At 64.9% G+C, this 17,950-nt stretch carries 13 protein-coding genes; 11 read left to right on the top strand and 2 right to left on the bottom strand.

The annotated features are described in order from the left end of the window. Positions 1 to 16: 16 nt before the first annotated feature. The 6 genes from LMH63_RS19250 (at position 17) to LMH63_RS19225 (ending at position 10,505) form a co-directional block, all read left to right on the top strand. Positions 17 to 3,238: a type I restriction endonuclease subunit R gene (locus tag LMH63_RS19250; RefSeq protein ID WP_109678262.1), complete on the top strand. Its 3,222-nt coding sequence runs from the start codon at positions 17 to 19 to the stop codon at positions 3,236 to 3,238. Further along, positions 3,231 to 3,980 carry a M48 family metallopeptidase gene (locus LMH63_RS19245; protein ID WP_199225646.1) on the top strand — a complete coding sequence of 250 codons (750 nt, stop codon included), beginning with the start codon at positions 3,231 to 3,233 and terminating at the stop codon, positions 3,978 to 3,980. Before LMH63_RS19250 ends, LMH63_RS19245 begins: the two co-directional genes overlap by 8 nt. A gap of 886 nt (positions 3,981 to 4,866) precedes the next feature. Beyond that, a complete protein-coding gene (locus tag LMH63_RS19240) occupies positions 4,867 to 5,676 on the top strand; it encodes a TnsA endonuclease N-terminal domain-containing protein (RefSeq protein WP_109678260.1) in 810 nt (269 codons plus the stop codon). Beyond that, complete coding sequence (locus LMH63_RS19235; protein ID WP_109678258.1) at positions 5,663 to 7,861, top strand: TnsB C-terminal domain-containing protein; 2,199 nt, start codon at positions 5,663 to 5,665, stop codon at positions 7,859 to 7,861. The genes LMH63_RS19240 and LMH63_RS19235 overlap by 14 nt, the downstream gene beginning before the upstream one ends. Continuing rightward, positions 7,851 to 9,242, top strand: a complete 1,392-nt coding sequence (locus tag LMH63_RS19230) for an ATP-binding protein (protein WP_158280353.1) — start codon at positions 7,851 to 7,853, stop codon at positions 9,240 to 9,242. The genes LMH63_RS19235 and LMH63_RS19230 overlap by 11 nt, the downstream gene beginning before the upstream one ends. Positions 9,243 to 9,431: 189 nt before the next feature. Next, the gene (locus tag LMH63_RS19225; protein ID WP_109678254.1) at positions 9,432 to 10,505 is read left to right on the top strand and encodes a TniQ family protein; all 1,074 of its coding nucleotides are present in this window, start codon (positions 9,432 to 9,434) and stop codon (positions 10,503 to 10,505) included. A 35-nt stretch (positions 10,506 to 10,540) separates the two neighbouring features. Here the strand turns inward: LMH63_RS19225 and LMH63_RS19220 are convergent, their stop codons facing one another. After that, a complete protein-coding gene (locus LMH63_RS19220; protein WP_109678252.1) occupies positions 10,541 to 12,412 on the bottom strand; it encodes a TnsD family Tn7-like transposition protein in 1,872 nt (623 codons plus the stop codon). A gap of 202 nt (positions 12,413 to 12,614) precedes the next feature. On the opposite strand from LMH63_RS19220, the gene LMH63_RS19215 reads away from it, so the two are divergent. From LMH63_RS19215 to LMH63_RS19195, 5 genes are all read left to right on the top strand, one after another. Further along, entirely contained in the window at positions 12,615 to 13,121 is a 507-nt protein-coding gene (locus tag LMH63_RS19215) for a hypothetical protein (RefSeq protein ID WP_146205199.1), read from the top strand. A 122-nt stretch (positions 13,122 to 13,243) separates the two neighbouring features. Then, positions 13,244 to 13,609: a hypothetical protein gene (locus LMH63_RS19210; RefSeq protein ID WP_109678248.1), complete on the top strand. Its 366-nt coding sequence runs from the start codon at positions 13,244 to 13,246 to the stop codon at positions 13,607 to 13,609. A 477-nt stretch (positions 13,610 to 14,086) separates the two neighbouring features. Further along, a complete protein-coding gene (locus LMH63_RS19205) occupies positions 14,087 to 14,812 on the top strand; it encodes a hypothetical protein (RefSeq protein WP_109678246.1) in 726 nt (241 codons plus the stop codon). Positions 14,813 to 15,047: 235 nt separating this feature from the next. Continuing rightward, on the top strand, positions 15,048 to 15,464 hold the full coding sequence (locus LMH63_RS19200) for a VOC family protein (protein ID WP_109678244.1): 417 nt from the start codon (positions 15,048 to 15,050) through the stop codon (positions 15,462 to 15,464). 90 nt (positions 15,465 to 15,554) lie between these two features. Further along, entirely contained in the window at positions 15,555 to 16,292 is a 738-nt protein-coding gene (locus LMH63_RS19195; RefSeq protein WP_229332670.1) for an SDR family oxidoreductase, read from the top strand. 192 nt (positions 16,293 to 16,484) lie between these two features. Here the strand turns inward: LMH63_RS19195 and LMH63_RS19190 are convergent, their stop codons facing one another. Beyond that, positions 16,485 to 17,921 carry an IS1182 family transposase gene (locus LMH63_RS19190; protein WP_109680425.1) on the bottom strand — a complete coding sequence of 479 codons (1,437 nt, stop codon included), beginning with the start codon at positions 17,919 to 17,921 and terminating at the stop codon, positions 16,485 to 16,487. Positions 17,922 to 17,950 lie beyond the last annotated feature (29 nt).

Raw genomic sequence — 17,950 nt, 5'->3', positions numbered from 1 at the left:
GGCCTTGGTGACATTGATGAAGCTGGGCTGGGAATACCGCTCGCCGGCGGAGGTTATGGAGCTGCGCGGAGACTCCGCGCGCGAGGTACTGTTGCGCCCGACGCTGATCGAGTTTCTGCGCCAGCACCGCTTCGAGTACAAGGCCGAGACCTATCGGCTCTCCAGCGAAGGCATCCAGCAGGTGCTCAGCACGCTCGCCGCGCCGGGACTGGCCGAGGGGTTGATGTCGGCCAACGAGGCGGTGCACGACATGCTCACCCTGGGCATCACCGTCAATGAGTTCATGCCTGATGGTAAGCGGCACGCGGTCACCGTGCCGCTGGTTGATTGGGACGATATCGATCGGAACAGCTTCCTGGTCACCGAGGAAATGGAGGTGCAGAACGCCTCCGCTACGGGCCACAGGCGTCCTGACGTGGTCGGCTTTCTCAATGGCATCCCGGTGGTGGTGATCGAGGCCAAGCGGGCCGCTTCCGGCAATCCGAACAAGTCCATGATCGACGAGAGCATCAGCCAGATGCTGCGCAACCAGGGCGTGCAGGAGATCCCTTACCTGTTCGCTTTCGCCCAGGTGCTGGTGGCGGTGAGTCAGACCCAAGGACGTTACGGCACCACACGCACGCCGAGGAAGTTCTGGTCTCTCTGGAAGGAGGAGCGCATCAGCGAGGTCGAACGCGAGGCGATCAAGAACCGACCACTGAGCGACGAGCAAGTCGACGCGCTCTTCGCCGACCGTGCCCCGGCCGTTCGTGATCACTTCGAGCAGTTGTGGTCCGGACCCGTGCTGCCCACGGAGCAGGACGAACTGCTCATCGGCATTCTCAGTCCGGCGCGGCTCCTGAAGCTGCTGCGCTACTACATCCTCTTCTACAAGAACGAGAAGATCATCGCCCGCTATCAGCAGTTCTTCGGTATAGAGGAACTGCTGGAGAAGGTCAGCCAGGTGGACGCCAAGGGTTCCCGCCAGGGTGGGGTGATCTGGCATACCACCGGCTCCGGCAAGTCGTTCACCATGGTGTTTCTCAGCAAGCTGCTGGTGCTGCACGAGTCCCTCAAGCAGTGCCGCGTGGTGGTGGTCACCGACCGCGTGGATCTGGAGAAGCAGCTTTCGCGCACCTTTGCCGCCGCGGGCGCATTGGGCCTAGCCTCGGTGAGTACCGGTGAGGCAGGCCATGCGCGGGTGGGCTCCGGCCGCGAGCTGGCCTGGCAGATCGGCAAGGGCAACCAGCGCGTGATCTTCACGCTGGTGCAGAAGTTCCTGTCCGCGATCAAGTACAAGGAGTGCTACAACCCCAGAGAGAACCTGCTGGTGCTGGTGGACGAGGGTCACCGCAGCCATGGCGGTGAGAACCATCAGCGCATGCGCAAGGCGCTGCCGCGGGCGGGCTATATCGCTTTCACCGGCACCCCGCTGCTCAAGAAGGATCGCCAAGAGACGGTTGATACCTTCGGGCCCATCGTCCACGCCTACACGATGCGTCGGGCCGTGGAGGACAAAACGGTGGCGCCGTTGCTGTACGAAGAGCGTCGCCCGGCGCTGGATGTGAACCAGGAGGCCATCGACAATTGGTTCGAGACCATAACCCAGGGGCTGAGCGACGACCAGAAGGCGGACCTCAAACGGAAGTACGCCAAGCGCGGTGCCATCTACGGCGCCGAGAACCGCATCCGACTGATCGCGTGGGATATCGCGATCCATTTTAATCAGCACTTCAAAAAGCTGGGCAAGAGCCTGAAGGGCCAAGTGGCCTGTGACAGCAAGCTTTCCGCCATCCGCTTCAAGAAATTCCTGGACGAGACTGAGCTAGTCACTTCCCGTGTGGTGATCTCGCCGCCGGATACTCGAGAGGGCCACAGTGAGGTGGACGAGGCCGAGCTGCCGGAGGTGCAGCAGTGGTGGTCGAACAACGTCCAGGGTGACCCCTACGAATACGAGCGCCAGGCCATCGAGCACTTCGGCATGGAGGGCGATCCCGATCTATTGATCGTGGTGGACAAGCTGCTCACCGGCTTCGACGAGCCGCTCAACGCGGTGCTGTATATCGACAAGCCGCTAAAGGGGCACAACCTGATCCAAGCCATTGCGCGGGTGAACCGGTTGCACGAGGAAAAGGCCTACGGACTGCTGATTGACTATCGGGGCATCCTCGCCGAGCTGGATACCGCCATCAAGCAGTACCAGAACCTGGAGGAACATACCCAGGGCGGCTACGACATCGACGACATCGATGGCCTCTACCGGAGTGTGAGCACCGAGTACAAGCGCCTTCCGAAGCTGCACGAGAAACTGTGGTCGTTCTTCCAGGGGGTGGAAAACACCTACGATCAGGAAGCGTTCCGGCAGGTGCTGATGCCGCGCTACGAGACCGACAGCGAGGGCGTCGAGTACGACGCGCGTCAGAAACTGCGCGAGGACTTCTATGAGGCGCTGACGGAATTCGGCGTGTGCCTGCAGGTGGCCCGTTCATCTCACTCGTTCTTCGAGGACAAGTCCTTTACCGAGGCGATGCTCAACACATATAAGCGCGACCTCAAGTTCTTCACCGAACTCCGCCAAATCGCCCGTCAGGACGCGCAGGAGACGGTGGACTACAGCGCCTACGAGAAGCAGATCCGCAAGCTCGTGGATCGGGACGTCGTCGGGCTTAAGGTCAAGGAGGGCGAAGGCACATACGAGGTGGATCGTCTGGGCCAGAACCCCGAAGAGTGGGACGACCAGAAGACCCGCAACGAGGCGGACACCATTCGCACGCGCACTCGGAAGACTATCGAGCAGGATCTGCGGGATGACCCATATGCGCAGAAGGTGTTCTCCGAGCTGTTGAAGAAGGCCATCGAGGAGGCCGACGCGCTGTTCGATCATCCGGTAAAGCAATATGCACTGTTCCGGGCGTTCGAGGACCGCGTGAACGAGCGGCGCACCCCGGGCATTCCGGAGGCGCTGGCCAGCAGGCCCCACGCCAAGGCCTACTTTGGTGTTTTCCGATTGGTGATGGGCGATGAGGAGGTTGACGCACGGATGGAGGAGGACGCCGACGAGTTAATCCAGCTGGCGCTGAAGATCGACGAGACGGTTGCCGACGTGGTGGCGGAGAACACACTGAACCCCGGTGGTATCGACGCCGGCATCCGCAAGGCGCTGCTCCCGGATTTGTTCAGGCGCTTCGGCCTGGACAATGCCAACCGAATCCTGGATCAAGTCGTCCACATCGTGAGAGTCGGGCTGAGACGTGACTGATATCCAGCGGCTGCACGGCAAGACGCACGCGGTGCAATACGGGGAACGCAAACTGAAGTTCTACTGGCACGCACGCGAGGCTGATGGGCACGAAGCGCGAATCCACGTCTATCCAAACGGCCTGGTCGAAGTAGAAACGCCGCAAGACACCACTCTGGCCGAGGCCAAAGAGGTGCTCCTGAAGCGCGCCCGCTGGGTGAGTCGACACCTTGACGACATCGAGGCACGCCGCGCCTCAGTGCTCGAACGCCAGTACGTCAGTGGCGAGACCCTCTTCTACCTTGGTCGCCGGTATATGTTGAAGGTCATTCCCTCCAGCGCCGAGGAAAACGTAAAGATGCTCCGGGGGCAGATCCGGGTCACGACCCGGGATAACTCCCCAGCCGCCATCAAGAGGCGGCTCGCCCGCTGGTATCGGTATCGTGGTGGCGAGATATTCGCGCGGCGACTACTTGCTGTGAGCCAGCGGCTTCCATGGGTGGACGAGCCACCCGTCTGGTCCATCCGGGCGATGCAAACCCAGTGGGGTAGCTGTTCCCCTGCCGGGAGAATCATTCTCAACCCCGACTTGGTGAAGGCCCCGATCCGCTGTATCGACTACGTAATTCTTCACGAACTCTGCCACCTGCGGGAGCACAACCACAGTTCCCGCTTCTACCGACTGCTCAAGCGGGCCATGCCGGAATGGCAGGAGGCAAAGATGACGCTCGATGGGATGTCAGAGTCGTACCTGAACGACTAGGTGCGTCAATGCAGCTGACTGCTTGATTCACTCGACACCTAGCCTGCCTGCGCGAAACATAGTCGCGCCAGAGTGTCAAGAAATACTTGACCCAGGTGGTGCGATTCCATACACTTAGTGATCACCTTCACATCTGGTGTTTGGTGATGCACAACCTCTCCCTCCCGACGAATGCCCCGAAGCAACGCGTTCGTGCCTGGGTGCAAGATCCGCCCACCTTCGGTGTGCACGTCACTCTGCCGCGCCTGCTTCAGTCCACGGCCACCCGGGCGTGGCAGCGAATAGGCTAGGGCACCCTCCCCCTTAAACGTACTTCATAGGCCACCGCGCACGGTTCGTATCGTGCGCAACAGGGGAGTTACGCCCATGTCCAGCGTGAAGATGCCGCCGACCATGTCGACAAGCACCTCGAGGGCGGAGAGAAAGTGTGACGGAAGTCTCAGACCCGGAAATCCGCTCCTCTCGGCTTCTGTTCCGCAAATCGGGCGCGCGAGCATTAGTATTCGGGATATTAATTCTTGTCGATCGCGCCTCCGCATGAAAACCCATTCGCGCTCCACGGTTTGCGAATTCAAGTACGCTTACAGGAAACGAATCCGCCCGTATTAATTTCCTGAAAATCCATATAAATCAGTAACAAAGGCCTGCTCATGGGTATTGCGGGAGGGTAGGTTTTGTCCTATAAGCGCGATTCGTGTCGAGCTGAGTATGGGTCTTTCGAGATGCCGCAGGCGGGAGCGAGAAAATCAGGAGCACCGATGCCCCGAAGCCGAATGCAAAAGCAATTACTCCTGAGGACCGGCCCCGTCCTCATGGCGGCCGCCGGCCAGATGATGCAGGCACCCGGGCAGCGCAGTTGCCGACTCAACCATGCGTGGGGTAAGCGATGAAGCGCATGCGCGGGGCAACGCCGGCCCGGCGAGACCGATGGGTCGAGAAGTGGCGGCGCGCTGACGCCGAGGGCCGGTACGAGCCGTTCCTGAACACCCAGGACGTGCGCTCGAACGGCACCCGGGGACGCATCCCGAGCCTGCTGTGTCCGGGCCGGATCTACCACCTGATGTCCCACTCGGAGAGCCTCTATGTCTGCCGACTGGAGCGTGACCCCCGCGTGGTCGCGATCCGGGAGCAGTATCCCCTGCTGCCGGTCGTGGTGACGGTCGACATCGCAGACCGCCTCGAGATTCGGCACCCGCGCTACCCAGCCTCATCGACCTACATCGTCATGACCTCGGATTTCCTCGTGGACCGGGTGGATGGCGGACAGGAGGTGCACTCGGTCAAGGCCGCGTATGCGCTCGAGAAGCCGCGTACTCGCGAGAAGCTCCTGGTCGAGGAGACATACTGGCGGGATCGGGGCATTGGCTGGCGGCTCATCACGGACCTGGAGATCCGTACCCAAGAGAACGGGACGCTCCTGCTGCTCCATGGGTTCGCACAGCTGAGGCAGGAACTCGTGCCTCACCGCGACGCCTGGCTCTGGGAGCTTGGCTGCGCGATCGATTCGCGCCCCTATCTCCGTGTTGCGGAGCTCATCGACCGGGCCTGCGAGCAGACCGGGCTCGAGTACCGGGACGGCGTGCACATCCTTTACCACGCGCTGTGGTGGCGGCTGGCGGATATGGCCTTCGAGCACCCTCTCCGCCTGGAGCACTCCGCCGAGGAACTGGAGCTGGTGGTCCATGCTTGCGGTTAATGCGGTGCTGCAGCCGCACCCGGCGTTCGAGCATGGACCGCTCGATCACTCGTACGTGGTCGCGCTGCTCCAGCCCGGGGTGGACCGTTTGTTCGGCGTGGAGCTGACCGGCGCCCGGCGGCAGCCGAGGTGCTTTGCGTTGAGCGCTGTCCGCCACTGGCTCGACACCGATCAGATCATCTGCAGCACGCTCGATCTGCCGGACTGGATGCTGCGTGCCGACGTCGCCTTCCCCCGAAAGACGCTGGATAGCCGCGATCGATCGTTCGAGTCGATCCGGCCGATTGTCGATCGGCTCGAAGAGTTTCTCCTCGGCTCGGAGCGCAACCGGCTCGTCCAGGAGCGTGCCAAGGAGCTCGGCTGCTCACGAGAAACCCTTTACCGTCGTCTCAACCGCTTTCTCCGCCACGGGCAGCACATCAACGCGCTGCTCCCCGAGTACCACCGCTGCGGCTGCTCCTCACCAGAAGGCCGTGGGTCCGTCAAGCGCGGGGCGCCGCGCCGGGACGGCTTCATGGGCAGGAACGTTGCGGCTGAGGACGTCCGCAATATCGAGTTCGTCATCCGAAAGTGGTACCTGCCGACCGATTCGAGGCGAACACTTAAGGACTGCTACTACGACGAGCTGCTGCCGACGTTCTACAGCACGGGACAACGGGCCATGCCAACGGGGAAGGTGACGCCCGCACTGTACGACCACGACGATCGGCCGAGCCTTCACCAGTTCCGCTACTACGCGAGGAAGTTTCTGGACCGATCGGGTATCCGCCCCGGGCAGATTCGGCGGGCGCGGTCCGAGTACCAGAAAGATTTCGAGGGGCGCACGGGAACGGCACCCCGCCCGGAGGGCCCCGGTCACGTCTTCCAGCTCGACTCCACACCGCTCGACATGGAGCTGCGATCCCGATTCTGCTCATCGCAGACACTGCTGGTCGGGCGGGCCACCGTCTACCAGGTAATTGACGCCTTCTCGAACGTGACGGTGGGGCTCTACGTCTGCTTGGGCGAGCCTTCCTGGGCGAACGCACGACTCGCGCTCTACTGCGCCATCCGCAGGAAAGGCGAGGCGTTCTTCGCCGAGCTAGGCATGGAGCTCCCGGAGGAGGAGCTCCCGGAGGGGGGAGTACCACAAATCCTCTTTGTGGATAACCAAGAGTTTGCAACGGCTCTCTCGGAAACGGTGGGTCGGGACCTCCAGATCATCGTCGAGTACGGCCGTGCCCGCCGCGGCGACGACAAGGGCCCGATCGAGTTCGAGCTCGGTCAGCTGAACCTGGAGCTGCAGTCCCTGGACGGCTACATCCCCAAGGACCGGGGACGGCCCGGGCGGCGAGACCCGAAACGGGACGCCCTCTTCACGCTCGAGGAGGTCTACCAGCATCTCATGCGCATCGTCATCAACCGAAATCATCACCATGAACTGCCCTACGAACGGCTGGACGAGCAGATGATTCGCGACGGGGTGGCGCCTACGGCGATGTCGATCTGGCGCTGGGGCATCCGTCATCGGCCCTGGCTCGGAAAGGTCATGGACGACCGGCAGCTGTATCTGAGCCTGCTGGAGCGTGGCGTGGCGCGCGTGGAGCGAGAAGGCCTCATCTTCGAGGGATGCATCTACGTGTGCCAGGAGGTGCGTGACCTCGGGCTCCAGGACAGAAAGCCCCGGAGGCACCGCTCGCCGCAGCTCGAGGTCCGGTATCTGCGCCATACCGCGCGGTACATCCTCGTGGTGCTGCCCGACGGGTCCTTCGCATGGGCCACCCTCTCAGCGCGTTTCCAGCGCTTCCTCCGATGCTCCTTCGATGAGATCGAGATTCGTCTGCACGAGGAAGCCAGGGAGAAGGCCGCCCGCGAGACGCCGGCCCTCGAGCACAAGCTCGCCGTTAAGGAAGAGATGGCCGAGAAGGCGAAGGCCGCGCGTGCGCAGCGCGAGCGACTGACCCCCGGTGAGGTCAGCCGCCAGCCGATCGCCGAGCAGAGGGCGCAGGAGAAGGGCGTTGAGGTGCTCCGGGATGCCGACCGCTTCGAGGCTATCGCGGAGAGCGAACTGGGGGCGGTCGATCCAGGCGCTGAGCCCTCGCCGGGCGACGTCGATGAGGACTCGGGGGGCCCGCACGCGGAGTCTACGAGTAGTTACTGGGAATCCATGTCCGATGTGCTGATGGGAGACGATGATGCCGGTTAGCGTGGCCACCGCCGAGTACACTCCGAGCACGCTTCCGGAGCTTGCCGGCAACCCGTACGCCGAGGCGCTACCGCCGCTGCGCCCGGACCGGGAGGTGATCAAGGCGCTTCGGGTGTTGCCCGAGTTCACGCCCGGGGAGCGCGAGTTGCCTGCCGAGGACCGTGTCGCGGCATCGCAGCGGCTGCTCCGCTGTGTCGTGCCGACGCGCCAGTACCTCGAGGTGTACCGGAAGCTGCACCGCCTGCTTTGCTCGGGCTACGTGGAGCGCAATCCCCTGTCTCCCGAGACCGTTCGCTGGCACTACGACCTGGCCCGCAATCGGCAGGTCACCGAGACCTCGAGCGCCGAGAGCATGGTGGTTTGCGGCATCTCCGGTGCTGGCAAGACCACGCTCGTACGCAACCTGCTCCGATGCATTCCGCAGGTCATCGAGCACGATGCCTACGACGGCGCCCCGTTCAAGTGCCGGCAGCTGGTCTACGTCTGTGTCGATGTCCCGGCTGACGCCTCGCGGCGAGCGCTGTGTCTCGGGATTCTGGATGCTATCGACCGTGCCCTCGGGACAGGCCATGGGCGTGAATACCGCAAGCCCAAGACCTCCGTCGACGACATGCAGCATGCGATCAAGACCCTGTTCGGAACCTATGGGGTGGCGGTGCTGCTCGTCGACGAGTTCCAGAATCTCAGCCTCGCGCGGGCGGGCGGCCGACAGGCACTGCTGCAGTTCTTCGACTCCCTGGTGAACGAGGTACGCGTACCCGTGGTGCAGATCGGCACCCCGGCCGCCATCCGCGTGTACGAGGACCAGTTTCGCTCGGCCCGCCGCGCCGGCACCGGGGGGCACGTGGAGATCGATCGCATCAAACCTGGCAGCGAGGAGTGGCGGATCCTCATCCAGATCGTCTGGCAGAGGCAATGGGTGCGGCGGCCCGCGGAGCTCACGCAGAAGCTGGACGACCTCGTCTACGACCTCACCCAGGGGCTTCCGGCGTGCGTGTTTCGCCTCTTCGCGCTCGCCCACGAGGCGGCCATCTCCGATGGCAGTGAGCGCATCGATGCGCAGCTTCTCAAGCGCGTCTACAAGGAGCAGTTCGGGCTGATGAGGCACGCCCTGCAGCAGCTGCGGCGCGGTCGCTCGGGCGCATACGAGGATCTCGTAGAGGGCGATCGTTTCATCGCCTCGGGCGGCGCGGCGGGCTCGATCCGACGCATCACGCAGCGCGTAAAGCATGGGCAGTTCGCTCCGGACCTCTGCCGGGAGCTGCTCACGCAGATCAGGGACGTCGAGTGCGAGTTCGATCTCACTCCCAACCAGGAGCGGGAGATCGTGCGGCTGAAGGGCGTGCTGGGTGATGCCCTCCAGGGGGCGAATCATGCCTGAGGCTCAGTGCGAAACTGCCGGTCCGGGAGCCAAGGTGCACCTGGGACACCAGCCCTTGCCGGGTCTGCATCCCGCGAGTATCGCCTGTGGACGGAGGTCGCCAGACCTACGTGCGGCCGCGAGCCATCCGAACCGCTCCCCACTGCGGGCGCGCCAGTTTACGCGCAGTGCGTCTCGGCGGTGCGCGTGATGGCCGTCATGCGGCGAACCGGTGGCCACCTGCTCGTGCAACCGCTTCCGGACGAGCATCTCTTCAGCGTGATCGCGAGGCACCACCTGGTCTCGGCGGGACGCACGGCGGTGGATACCCTGAATCGGTTGGACATCGAGCCTGGACCGCTGAGGTCGCAGAACGTCTTCAATGCCGCATTTCACTCCGCGGTGCCTTCATTGGCCGCAGGACTCGGGATGTCGCCGGGAGAGCTCGTGCGCCGGCACAGCCTGCTGCCCCTCTACCGGATTGCCCTCCCGGCCAATGTGCTCTCAACTTGGGAGAAGCGCTGGGAGATTGGCGATGACGCCAGCGACGACGCCATCGCAACGCTGAACCCGAATGTGCTCTGCCACGATGCCTCATGGCGCTACTGTCCGCGGTGCGCCGAGGAGGACGTGCTCCGGCACGGCGTCGAGTACTGGCACGTACTCCACCAAATTCCGGGTCTCGAGCGTTGTCCGCTGCACGCTGTGCCCCTCCGCGGACGCTGCCCCAGTTGTGGCTTCAGCCAGCTCAAGCTCAATGACCTTACCCTGCCGCGCCCCCGTTGTGGCTGCGAGCCCGAGCGATCTCTGTCGTCGGCGCTGCCCTGGGACGAGTGGCTCGGCGCCCTCCTGTTTCGGCTCCGGGACGCTGAGGGGGTGTCCGTGGAGGCAATCGTCAAGATGCTCTCCGAGGTGCTGGATCTCCCGCATCCCTTGAAGGTGCGTGACCGGCCGGCGACGGCCGAGAGGCTCAAGCGGATCGAGGCGAGGACCGGAGAGGCTTCGCTCGCGCGCATCTTCCACTTTTACCGCACGGAGGGCGCCACCTTCCGCGGCCGAGCGCGACCGAATATCGTCTGGACGTCGCTTGCCGAGTCGTTCGGGGCCGCGCGGCATCCGCTCTACTTCCTGGTCCTGCTCTGGTCCCTGCGGCTTACGCCCGACCAGGTGGCCGCCGGCTCTGCCGACGTTTCCGAGGGAGCGACTCTTCCCGCTGCCTCCGCAGGCCTCCCGGCTGCAGCCGCGAGTGAAACCTCCTCGCGTCGCTCAGGAGATCGGCAGTGAGCACGCGCAGCGGAAGTAGCGGCTACCCAGCAGGATCACCCTGGGCACCCCGCTCCCGGTGGCTGGATCGAGGGGGCGTCGCTCAACTCCCGCACGCGGATCTCCACGTCAGCGGCAGTCGACGCGTTCAAACCGGCCAGGCGGCGAATTCGCCATGCAGGCGCTTCGCCGCAGGTGGCCCGCAGAGACCCTGCTGCCCAGACGATACGGCGGAGCTGGTAAGCGTTCCTGGACTCGGTCCACTGCTGCAAGGCCGCCTCCGTCATCGGCAGACGGGCGCGGTGCTTGTCGAAGGTGACCTGCGCGTCCACTGCCCTGAGCAGAGCGGCGCACGAGAGGTGCCTGGGTCTCCCCGGCGCCCCGAGCATCGCCTGTCCCTCATGCGCGATCGCATCGGCAAGGGCACGGTCCCGCGACGGCCAGTCGACCGCGGGGTTTCCGCCCGCGTGTCGGCCTGCTCTGGGAAAGAGGCCTCGGAGCCACTCGGGGTCGTGTCGCTGGAACCAGCTGTACGTTGCGGGCTCCGCACTCTGGAAGCCCCCGATCGTGGCCTCCGGGTGGCGCTTCCGAAAGCGCCTCGCCTGGGCCCGGCGGCGAGCCCGTTCCCGGCCCAGCCGCCTTGCCTCGAGCCGGGCACGGAGCCTCGGCTGCGCGCGAATCACCCGACGCACCGTGACCTCTGAGACACCGTTCTGGACGGCCACGTCCTGCACCCGCTGGCCGGTGAGCAACGCTGCGACGATGCGCTGCTCGACCGCATCGGTGACGCGCTTCGGACGCCGTCCCGGCTCAAGGCCCAGCGCACGCGCCTTGACGGCCAGGCTCGTCACGGAGCAGCCGAGGTTTGCCGCGACGCTTCGCAGAGTCGCGTCCTTCTCGTGAAGCAGTGCGGCAATGGTCTCATCGCTTGGCCCCTCGTTAGTGCAAGAGGCCTTTTCCTCACGGTGAGTCCTGGCGGGCGCCTCGTGGAGTGCCGCCCGGAAGGTCGCCAGGTCACCGAACAGCCATTCGATCAGCAGGACGTGCTTCAGCGCGTTGATGTCGCCGCGCGGAGCCCTCAACGTCTTCGCCGGCCAGTCGCTGTGGCTGTTCGGTTGGATTGCGAGTGCGGGAGCCAGGAGCCCGGCTCGCAGAGGCGCGAGGTGACCGCGCAGACTTTCGTGGATGGCGCTCTGGCGCAACCGGCCGCTCGCGGTGAGGAATCCGAGTTCTGCCAGCCGTTCACGGTAGAGGACGGTGAGGCGTTCGCTCCCAATGCTGGGCAACGCGGCCAGGAGGAGGTCGGCGGCCAGTCGGGCAATTCCGGGCCGAAGCCCTCGCGGGAGGAGATCTCGCTCAGCGTCGGCAATGCACTCATCCGGCAGCCGGAGATCGACCCGTCTCGCGCGCCGGACATCGCGGAGTTCGGCCGTGGAGAGCCGTTGCTCGGGGTGCTCGGGGCACGCGAGGACCACGGGCATCTGATGCGCCCTGTGCCAGTAGGCGAGCCCGAACCGTTCCATATCCTGCTCGACGCACCGGCGGCACAAGCGCGGCCGCGACGGCCAGCGGAAGCCACCGCGCAAGTGACCGCTCGCCATCGCGAGCGCGCGGCCATTGCCGCCGTCCATCCCCTCCGCAATGAGCCGGGCGCGCTGCGTGCTAATGAACGGGCGCAGCAATGGGAAGAAGGTCAAGCACTCGCGGATCGCTTCCGCGTGGATGCCCGTCGCCGAGGCGAGGTGCGCGAGCCGGCTTGGGAATACCGACCGAGGCGCCCAGGCGCGCCTACCCGCCAGCGCCTCGAGCGTTTCATCAGGATGGCGGTTTCCGCTCACGAGGTGGATCCGGGTGACGAAGCTGTAGAGCGTTTCGTCGGGAAGGGGCGCTGGGATCAGCGGCAGTCCCGGGTGGCGCGGTTTGGTCATGACCGTTGCCCTCGACGGGTTAGTGCACCAGGCACGACGGAAGAGTCCTTCAGTCTTGGCCACGCGCAGCCACTTCGCCAGCTTGGATGCAGCGCACCCAGCTCAGCGCGAGCAGGGTGCTGCAGGCATCTGCATTCGGCGCTTCGGCAGTTGTTGGAGCCGACGCCCTCCAGGCTTCATTCGCCAAAAGAGAGGAAGAGCCATGCAGGTGCTCAAGCAGTTGCTCGCTAACGACCGGATCCAGAAGGTCTGGAATAACGCCCAGATCCCAGTTTTTTGCCTGCTCCCTGGTGGCGCCGACACGTGTGCCCGGAGGGTTCTTCTCGTGCGTTTGCCGCCGGATGCAGGAACCCGAGTGTGGCTGCGGGCGGGACGTGTCCGCAATCCCCAGTGGCAGCCCGATGCGGGTGCCTGGAGGCTCCCGGTTTCCTGGCTCGACAGCGTCATCGAGCAGAGCCTTGAGGATCTCGGCGCCGCCTACTTCATCCATATGTACAAGCCCGAGCAGCGGTGCACGCATTCCTGCCAGACCGCCCGCCGGCTCGAGTGCGAGTGTTCCTGTCTTGGCGCATATCACCGCATCGCCTGGAAGGAGCTGCAGACGTACGGAACTACCGAGGGCTTTAAGGTACCGCTGGTCGAACTCGCCTTCGCCTGCCGGAAACTGGTGCACCTCGCCAGTGGCGACCGCATGGCCGTGAACCTGTGAGGGTGTCGAACGATGGCTGCAGCCGTAGTAAGTTCCAGCCCACACGGCTGCGATGAAGGTCCGCTGCCTAGGTCCTATAGTGTCGGGGTGTGGGTCGTCGGGTGTCAGTCGGAGAGGGTCCCATGCCAGCCCGAGAGCGTCTCAATCGCCGGCACTGGCTTCTCGCGCCGGAGCAAATTGACACGGTGCGGCAAATCAGTGAGCGGGAGCAGATCTCGGGGTCTGAAGTGGTCCGCCGTGCCATCGAGGCCTACGACCCGAACTTCGACTGTGAGCGCGAGCTGGAGGCAGCGCTCGAAGTCATGGGCGAGAGCATTCGCGACACACGGTCCCAGCTCGCGGCGCTGCGGGAAAGGCTCGACGAGACGACGTCGGACGCGTATCGGGAACGATTGCGTAAGCAGAGCCGTGACGAGGTGCGTGCGCACTTTGCCGCGCATCCCGGGGAGCTGGACGCCCTAGCGGACTATTTCGGGTGGCAACGCTAGCCTGGTGAGCAACGACGGCTACGATCTTCTGGGGAGAACGCTTCCCCCGGACCCGTGAAGAACACGCGCTCGACCAGCCCTGCCGTCTTGTCACGTGGTGGTGGTTGCCCCCCGCGGATCGCTGAGGCTCGACAAGGTCGAGACCCTGGAGGCGTTGGGGCCGCGGGAAGGGCCTCACCGCGGAGAACCTCTTAAGAGACGACCGCTAGATACTCGGAGTCGCGCGCGCCGTTTCGGGCGGCGGGTATGACGCGGACCGGCGGTTTGACGGCAGCGGGGTGTAGCACGCGCTCACGGCGCCAGGGAGGGCCGCGGTGAGCCGCGTGCTCCGTGTTCGCGCGGGTTCCGCGCAGTGCTGCCAAGTCATGGCGCACTCGCCCCTGCCAGGAGCGCGGCGAACGACGCCGCCTCTGCCGCGCCGACTAAACTCTGCGTACCAATGGTGCCCAAGACTCGCGACGGCGCGGAGGGCCAGGCATGCAGAACACCACCTCCCGCCTCGGCATCTTCGAGGTGGTCGGCTTCCTCTTCTCCGGCCTGGTCGGCGGTGGCCTGTTTCTGCTGGCAGTCAGCGCCTCGATCCCCGCCTGGGGCCGCTACATCGTCTCGGCACCGGACCCTGGCATTCTCGGCAGTGCAGCCGCGCTGGCTTTCGCGTATGTGTTTGGCCTTGGCACCTCGAGGATGGTCTATCTCTACTATCGGGGGACGACCGGGCGCGTGCGAAGGCTGTTCCCGGCGCCGCCCAACCATCCATTTCATGGCGACGGCCAGATTCCCTGGCAGCAGCTGGAGAGCAAATTGAACACCTGGAACGGTATCGCGCTCCCCGGATGCCGCCTCCGCCAACAACGCTGGACAGAGAATCGTCTCCATGCAGCGGCTTACGCCTCGCCCATCGCGGGCGTAGTGGATCGCATCGCCTCAACCGCGCGCTTCGCCGCATCGGTGACGTTCACGGCGGGCGCGAGCGCAGTCTGGATACTGGGTACGCTCGCAGTGCGCTTCACTGCGGGCAACCTCACGGCGCAAGCCGCCGCGATCGCCGCGGGCGTCTTCGTTGCCTTGGCACTGCTCATGGCCTGGGGGCATCGCACGGCCAGCCGCTATGCTGATATCTACTGGATGTACGTGGCACAGGCGATCGTCCTCGCCACGTCGGTTCCACCGACCGCGGGCAATGACCAGAGAGCCGGACGCTGAACAAGACGCGCGACGAGCCTTGGGGACCCAGCATCGGCGCGTCTTCCCTGTCAGCGCAGTGCTGAAACTCCGACGCAGCCAGAGTGAGCTCGAGTCGTTTCTCGCTCGACCACCCAGGGGGGACAAAGCCGACCCACCGCGGTCGCTCGCCCCGGCGCGCAACCGGGCGCGACCGCGGGGGCTACACTGAGCGGCGGTGGCGTGCGTTCCCGCGCCGGAGCGGGAGGGAGTCAGGATGCAGCCGAGAATCAGCATGATTACCCTCGGCGTCAGGGACCTGGAAGCATCGGTCCGGTTCTACGAGCACGGGCTTGGGCTGCCGAGGATGGACTCACCGCCGGAAGTGGCCTTCTTCACGCTGAACGGCAGCTGGCTGGCGCTATACGGCCGCGAGGCGCTGGCGGAGGATGCGGGGATCGCGCCGGACGGCAGCGGCTTTGCCGGCATTGCAATCGCTCACAACGTGAAGTCCGAGCCGGCGGTGGACGAGGTCATGGAGCAGGCCGCCGCGGCCGGCGCCAGGCTCGTGAGGGCGCCCCGAAAGGTCTTCTGGGGCGGCTACTCTGGCTACTTCGCTGATCCCGACGGCTACCTTTGGGAGGTCGCCCACAATCCCCTGTTCTGGATCGGCCCCAAGGACGAAGATGCGTGACGAGCAGGGACTCCGGCCTGGTCGCCGTCACCGCTCGACCTCCGGGGGAGCACCGTCATTGGAGCCGCAGTAATGGGGGCAGGGCAGCCGATGGTCATTGTCACCGGCGGAAGCCGGGGAATCGGTGCGGCTACCGCACGCCTGGCGGCGCGGCGCGGTTATGCGGTCTGCATCAACTATTACCGCAATCGCGAGGCGGCCGAGGGAGTGGTCGCCGAGATCACGGCCAACGGCGGGCAGGCGCGGGCGCTCGCGGCGGACGTGGCCTCCGAGACCGATGTGCAGGCTTTGTTCGAGCAGGCGGAAGAGGCGCTCGGGCCGGTGGCCGCCCTGGTCAACAATGCCGGCGTGCTCGAGCAGCAGTGCCGCGTGGAGAACATCGATGCCGCGCGGCTGACCAGGATACTCGCGACCAACGTGACCGGCGCGTTCCTCTGCTGCCGGGAAGCGGTGCGGCGCATGTCGACGAGGCACGGCGGTCAGGGGGGTGCCATCGTGAACGTCTCCTCGGCGGCCTCGCGTCTGGGGGCGGCCGGAGAGTACGTCGACTACGCGGCGTCCAAAGGGGCAATGGATACCTTGACCATCGGCCTGTCCCGTGAGGTTGCAGGCGAGGGGATCCGGGTTAACGCCGTGCGTCCGGCATTCATATACACCGACATGCACGCCGACGGCGGAGAGCCGGGCAGGGTCGATCGCCTGAAGGCATCTTTGCCCATGCAGCGCGGTGGGCAGCCGGAAGAGGTCGCCAGCGCCATCCTTTGGCTGCTGTCAGACGAAGCTTCCTACGCAACCGGGAGTTTCATCGAGTTGGCGGGTGGCAGGTAGCGACCCAGGCCGTGTGAAAACACCCTCTGAGCAGCGCAGAGGGCGGTTCCGGACCGGCGGTGGGCAGCCACAGCTGCCGTGCCGGAATCTGTACCCGGTCGCAGCAGAGACTCCTCTGCCGATGTATCTACAGGCCGATTATTCCCTAGGAGGGCCGTTGGGCGGTTTCGGGACGGTATGCCGCCCTGCCACTCAAATCTGCATGGCCTCGGCCAGGGGTCTGCAACCGAGGATGTTGACGACCCGTTTGAGGTTGTAGGCGAGCACATGGAGGCTCATCTCGGTGCTCACGTGCTCGAGCGTCTTCGTCAGGAAGTGCGTTGAGCCCATCCAGGATTTCAGTGTGCCGAATGGATGCTCGACAGTTTGCCGCCGGATGCGCATGACCTCCGGGCGACGTTCGAGCCTTGCCTGGACCGCCTCCAGCACGGCTTCATGCTCCCAGCGCTTGATGCGCCGTTGCTGACCACCGGTACACCGGGGGCGCAGCGAACACCCAGGGCAGGCCGAACTCCAGTAGCAGTGAAGCGTCTGTCCCTTCTCGACGGTGGTGAATCGCCATCGGAGGCGCTCGCCGGCCGGGCATTCGTACTCGTCGTCTTCGCTCCGGTAGCGGAAAGCGTGTCGCGGGAATAATCCCTTCGCCTGGTTCCCCGAGGTCTGGGGCTTGGGCAGATAGGTGGTGATGCCGTCGGTTTCGCAGGCGAGGATCTCCTCGCCCTTGAAGTAGCCTCGGTCGGCGACCACCGTGAGTTCCTCCGCTGTCAGCGCTTCCTTGGCCTGCGTGGCCATTCTGGCCAGTTGCCCGCGATCGTTACCTATGTTCGTCACCTCGTGGGCGACGATCAGGTGGTGCTCGCTGTCCACGGCGGTCTGCACGTTGTATCCCACCATGCCGGTGCCGCGGCCACTGGTGGCCATGGAGCGCGCGTCCGGGTCGGTCAGCGAGATCTGTTCATCGGACGCCTGGCGGCGCTGTACTTCGATGGCCGCAAGGCGCTGCGCTTCCTCCTTGAGTCGTGCGATCTTCTCTTTGAGGCGTGTCGTCTTCGCCTCCGCTACCGAGGGCTCGTCGCGATCGGCGTAATCGAGCTGGCCGAGATACCGCTCGATGCTCTGCTCGATTTGCTCCATGCGCCGCTTCATCTTGGCGGCGGTGAAGTTACGGTCGCGATTGTTGACTGCCTTGAACTTGCTGCCGTCGATGACCACCAACGCCTGCGAGAAGAGATTCAGCCGCCGGCACAGCAGCACGAACTCGCGGCACACCCCCCGGATCGCCTTGCCGTTGTCGCGGCGGAAGTCGGCAATGGTCTTGAAGTCCGGTGACAGGCGCTCGGCCAGCCACATGAGCTCGACATTGCGCTGAGTCTCGCGCTCCAGGCGTCGGCTCGACTGAATCCGATTCAGGTAACCGTAGATGTAGATCTTGAGCAGCGTCGCGGGATGATAGGCGGGGCGGCCCGTGGCGTGCGGATCGACACCGTCGAAGCCCAAGGCCCGGAGATTGAGACCTTCCACGAACGCCTCGACGGCCCGGACCGGATTGTCGTCTGCGATGAAGTCATCAAGGTAAGCCGGGAACAGGGTGCTTTGACCACGGGCCTCGCCGACAACGAAGCGCTTCATCGCTTGGTCCCCGCCTTACCGCCGAGGAA

The organism is Spiribacter halobius (assembly GCF_020883455.1).
Classification (GTDB): domain Bacteria; phylum Pseudomonadota; class Gammaproteobacteria; order Nitrococcales; family Nitrococcaceae; genus Sediminicurvatus; species Sediminicurvatus halobius.
The sequence above is the reverse complement of the archived record's forward strand: the minus strand, read 5'-3'. Positions and strand labels throughout refer to the sequence as shown.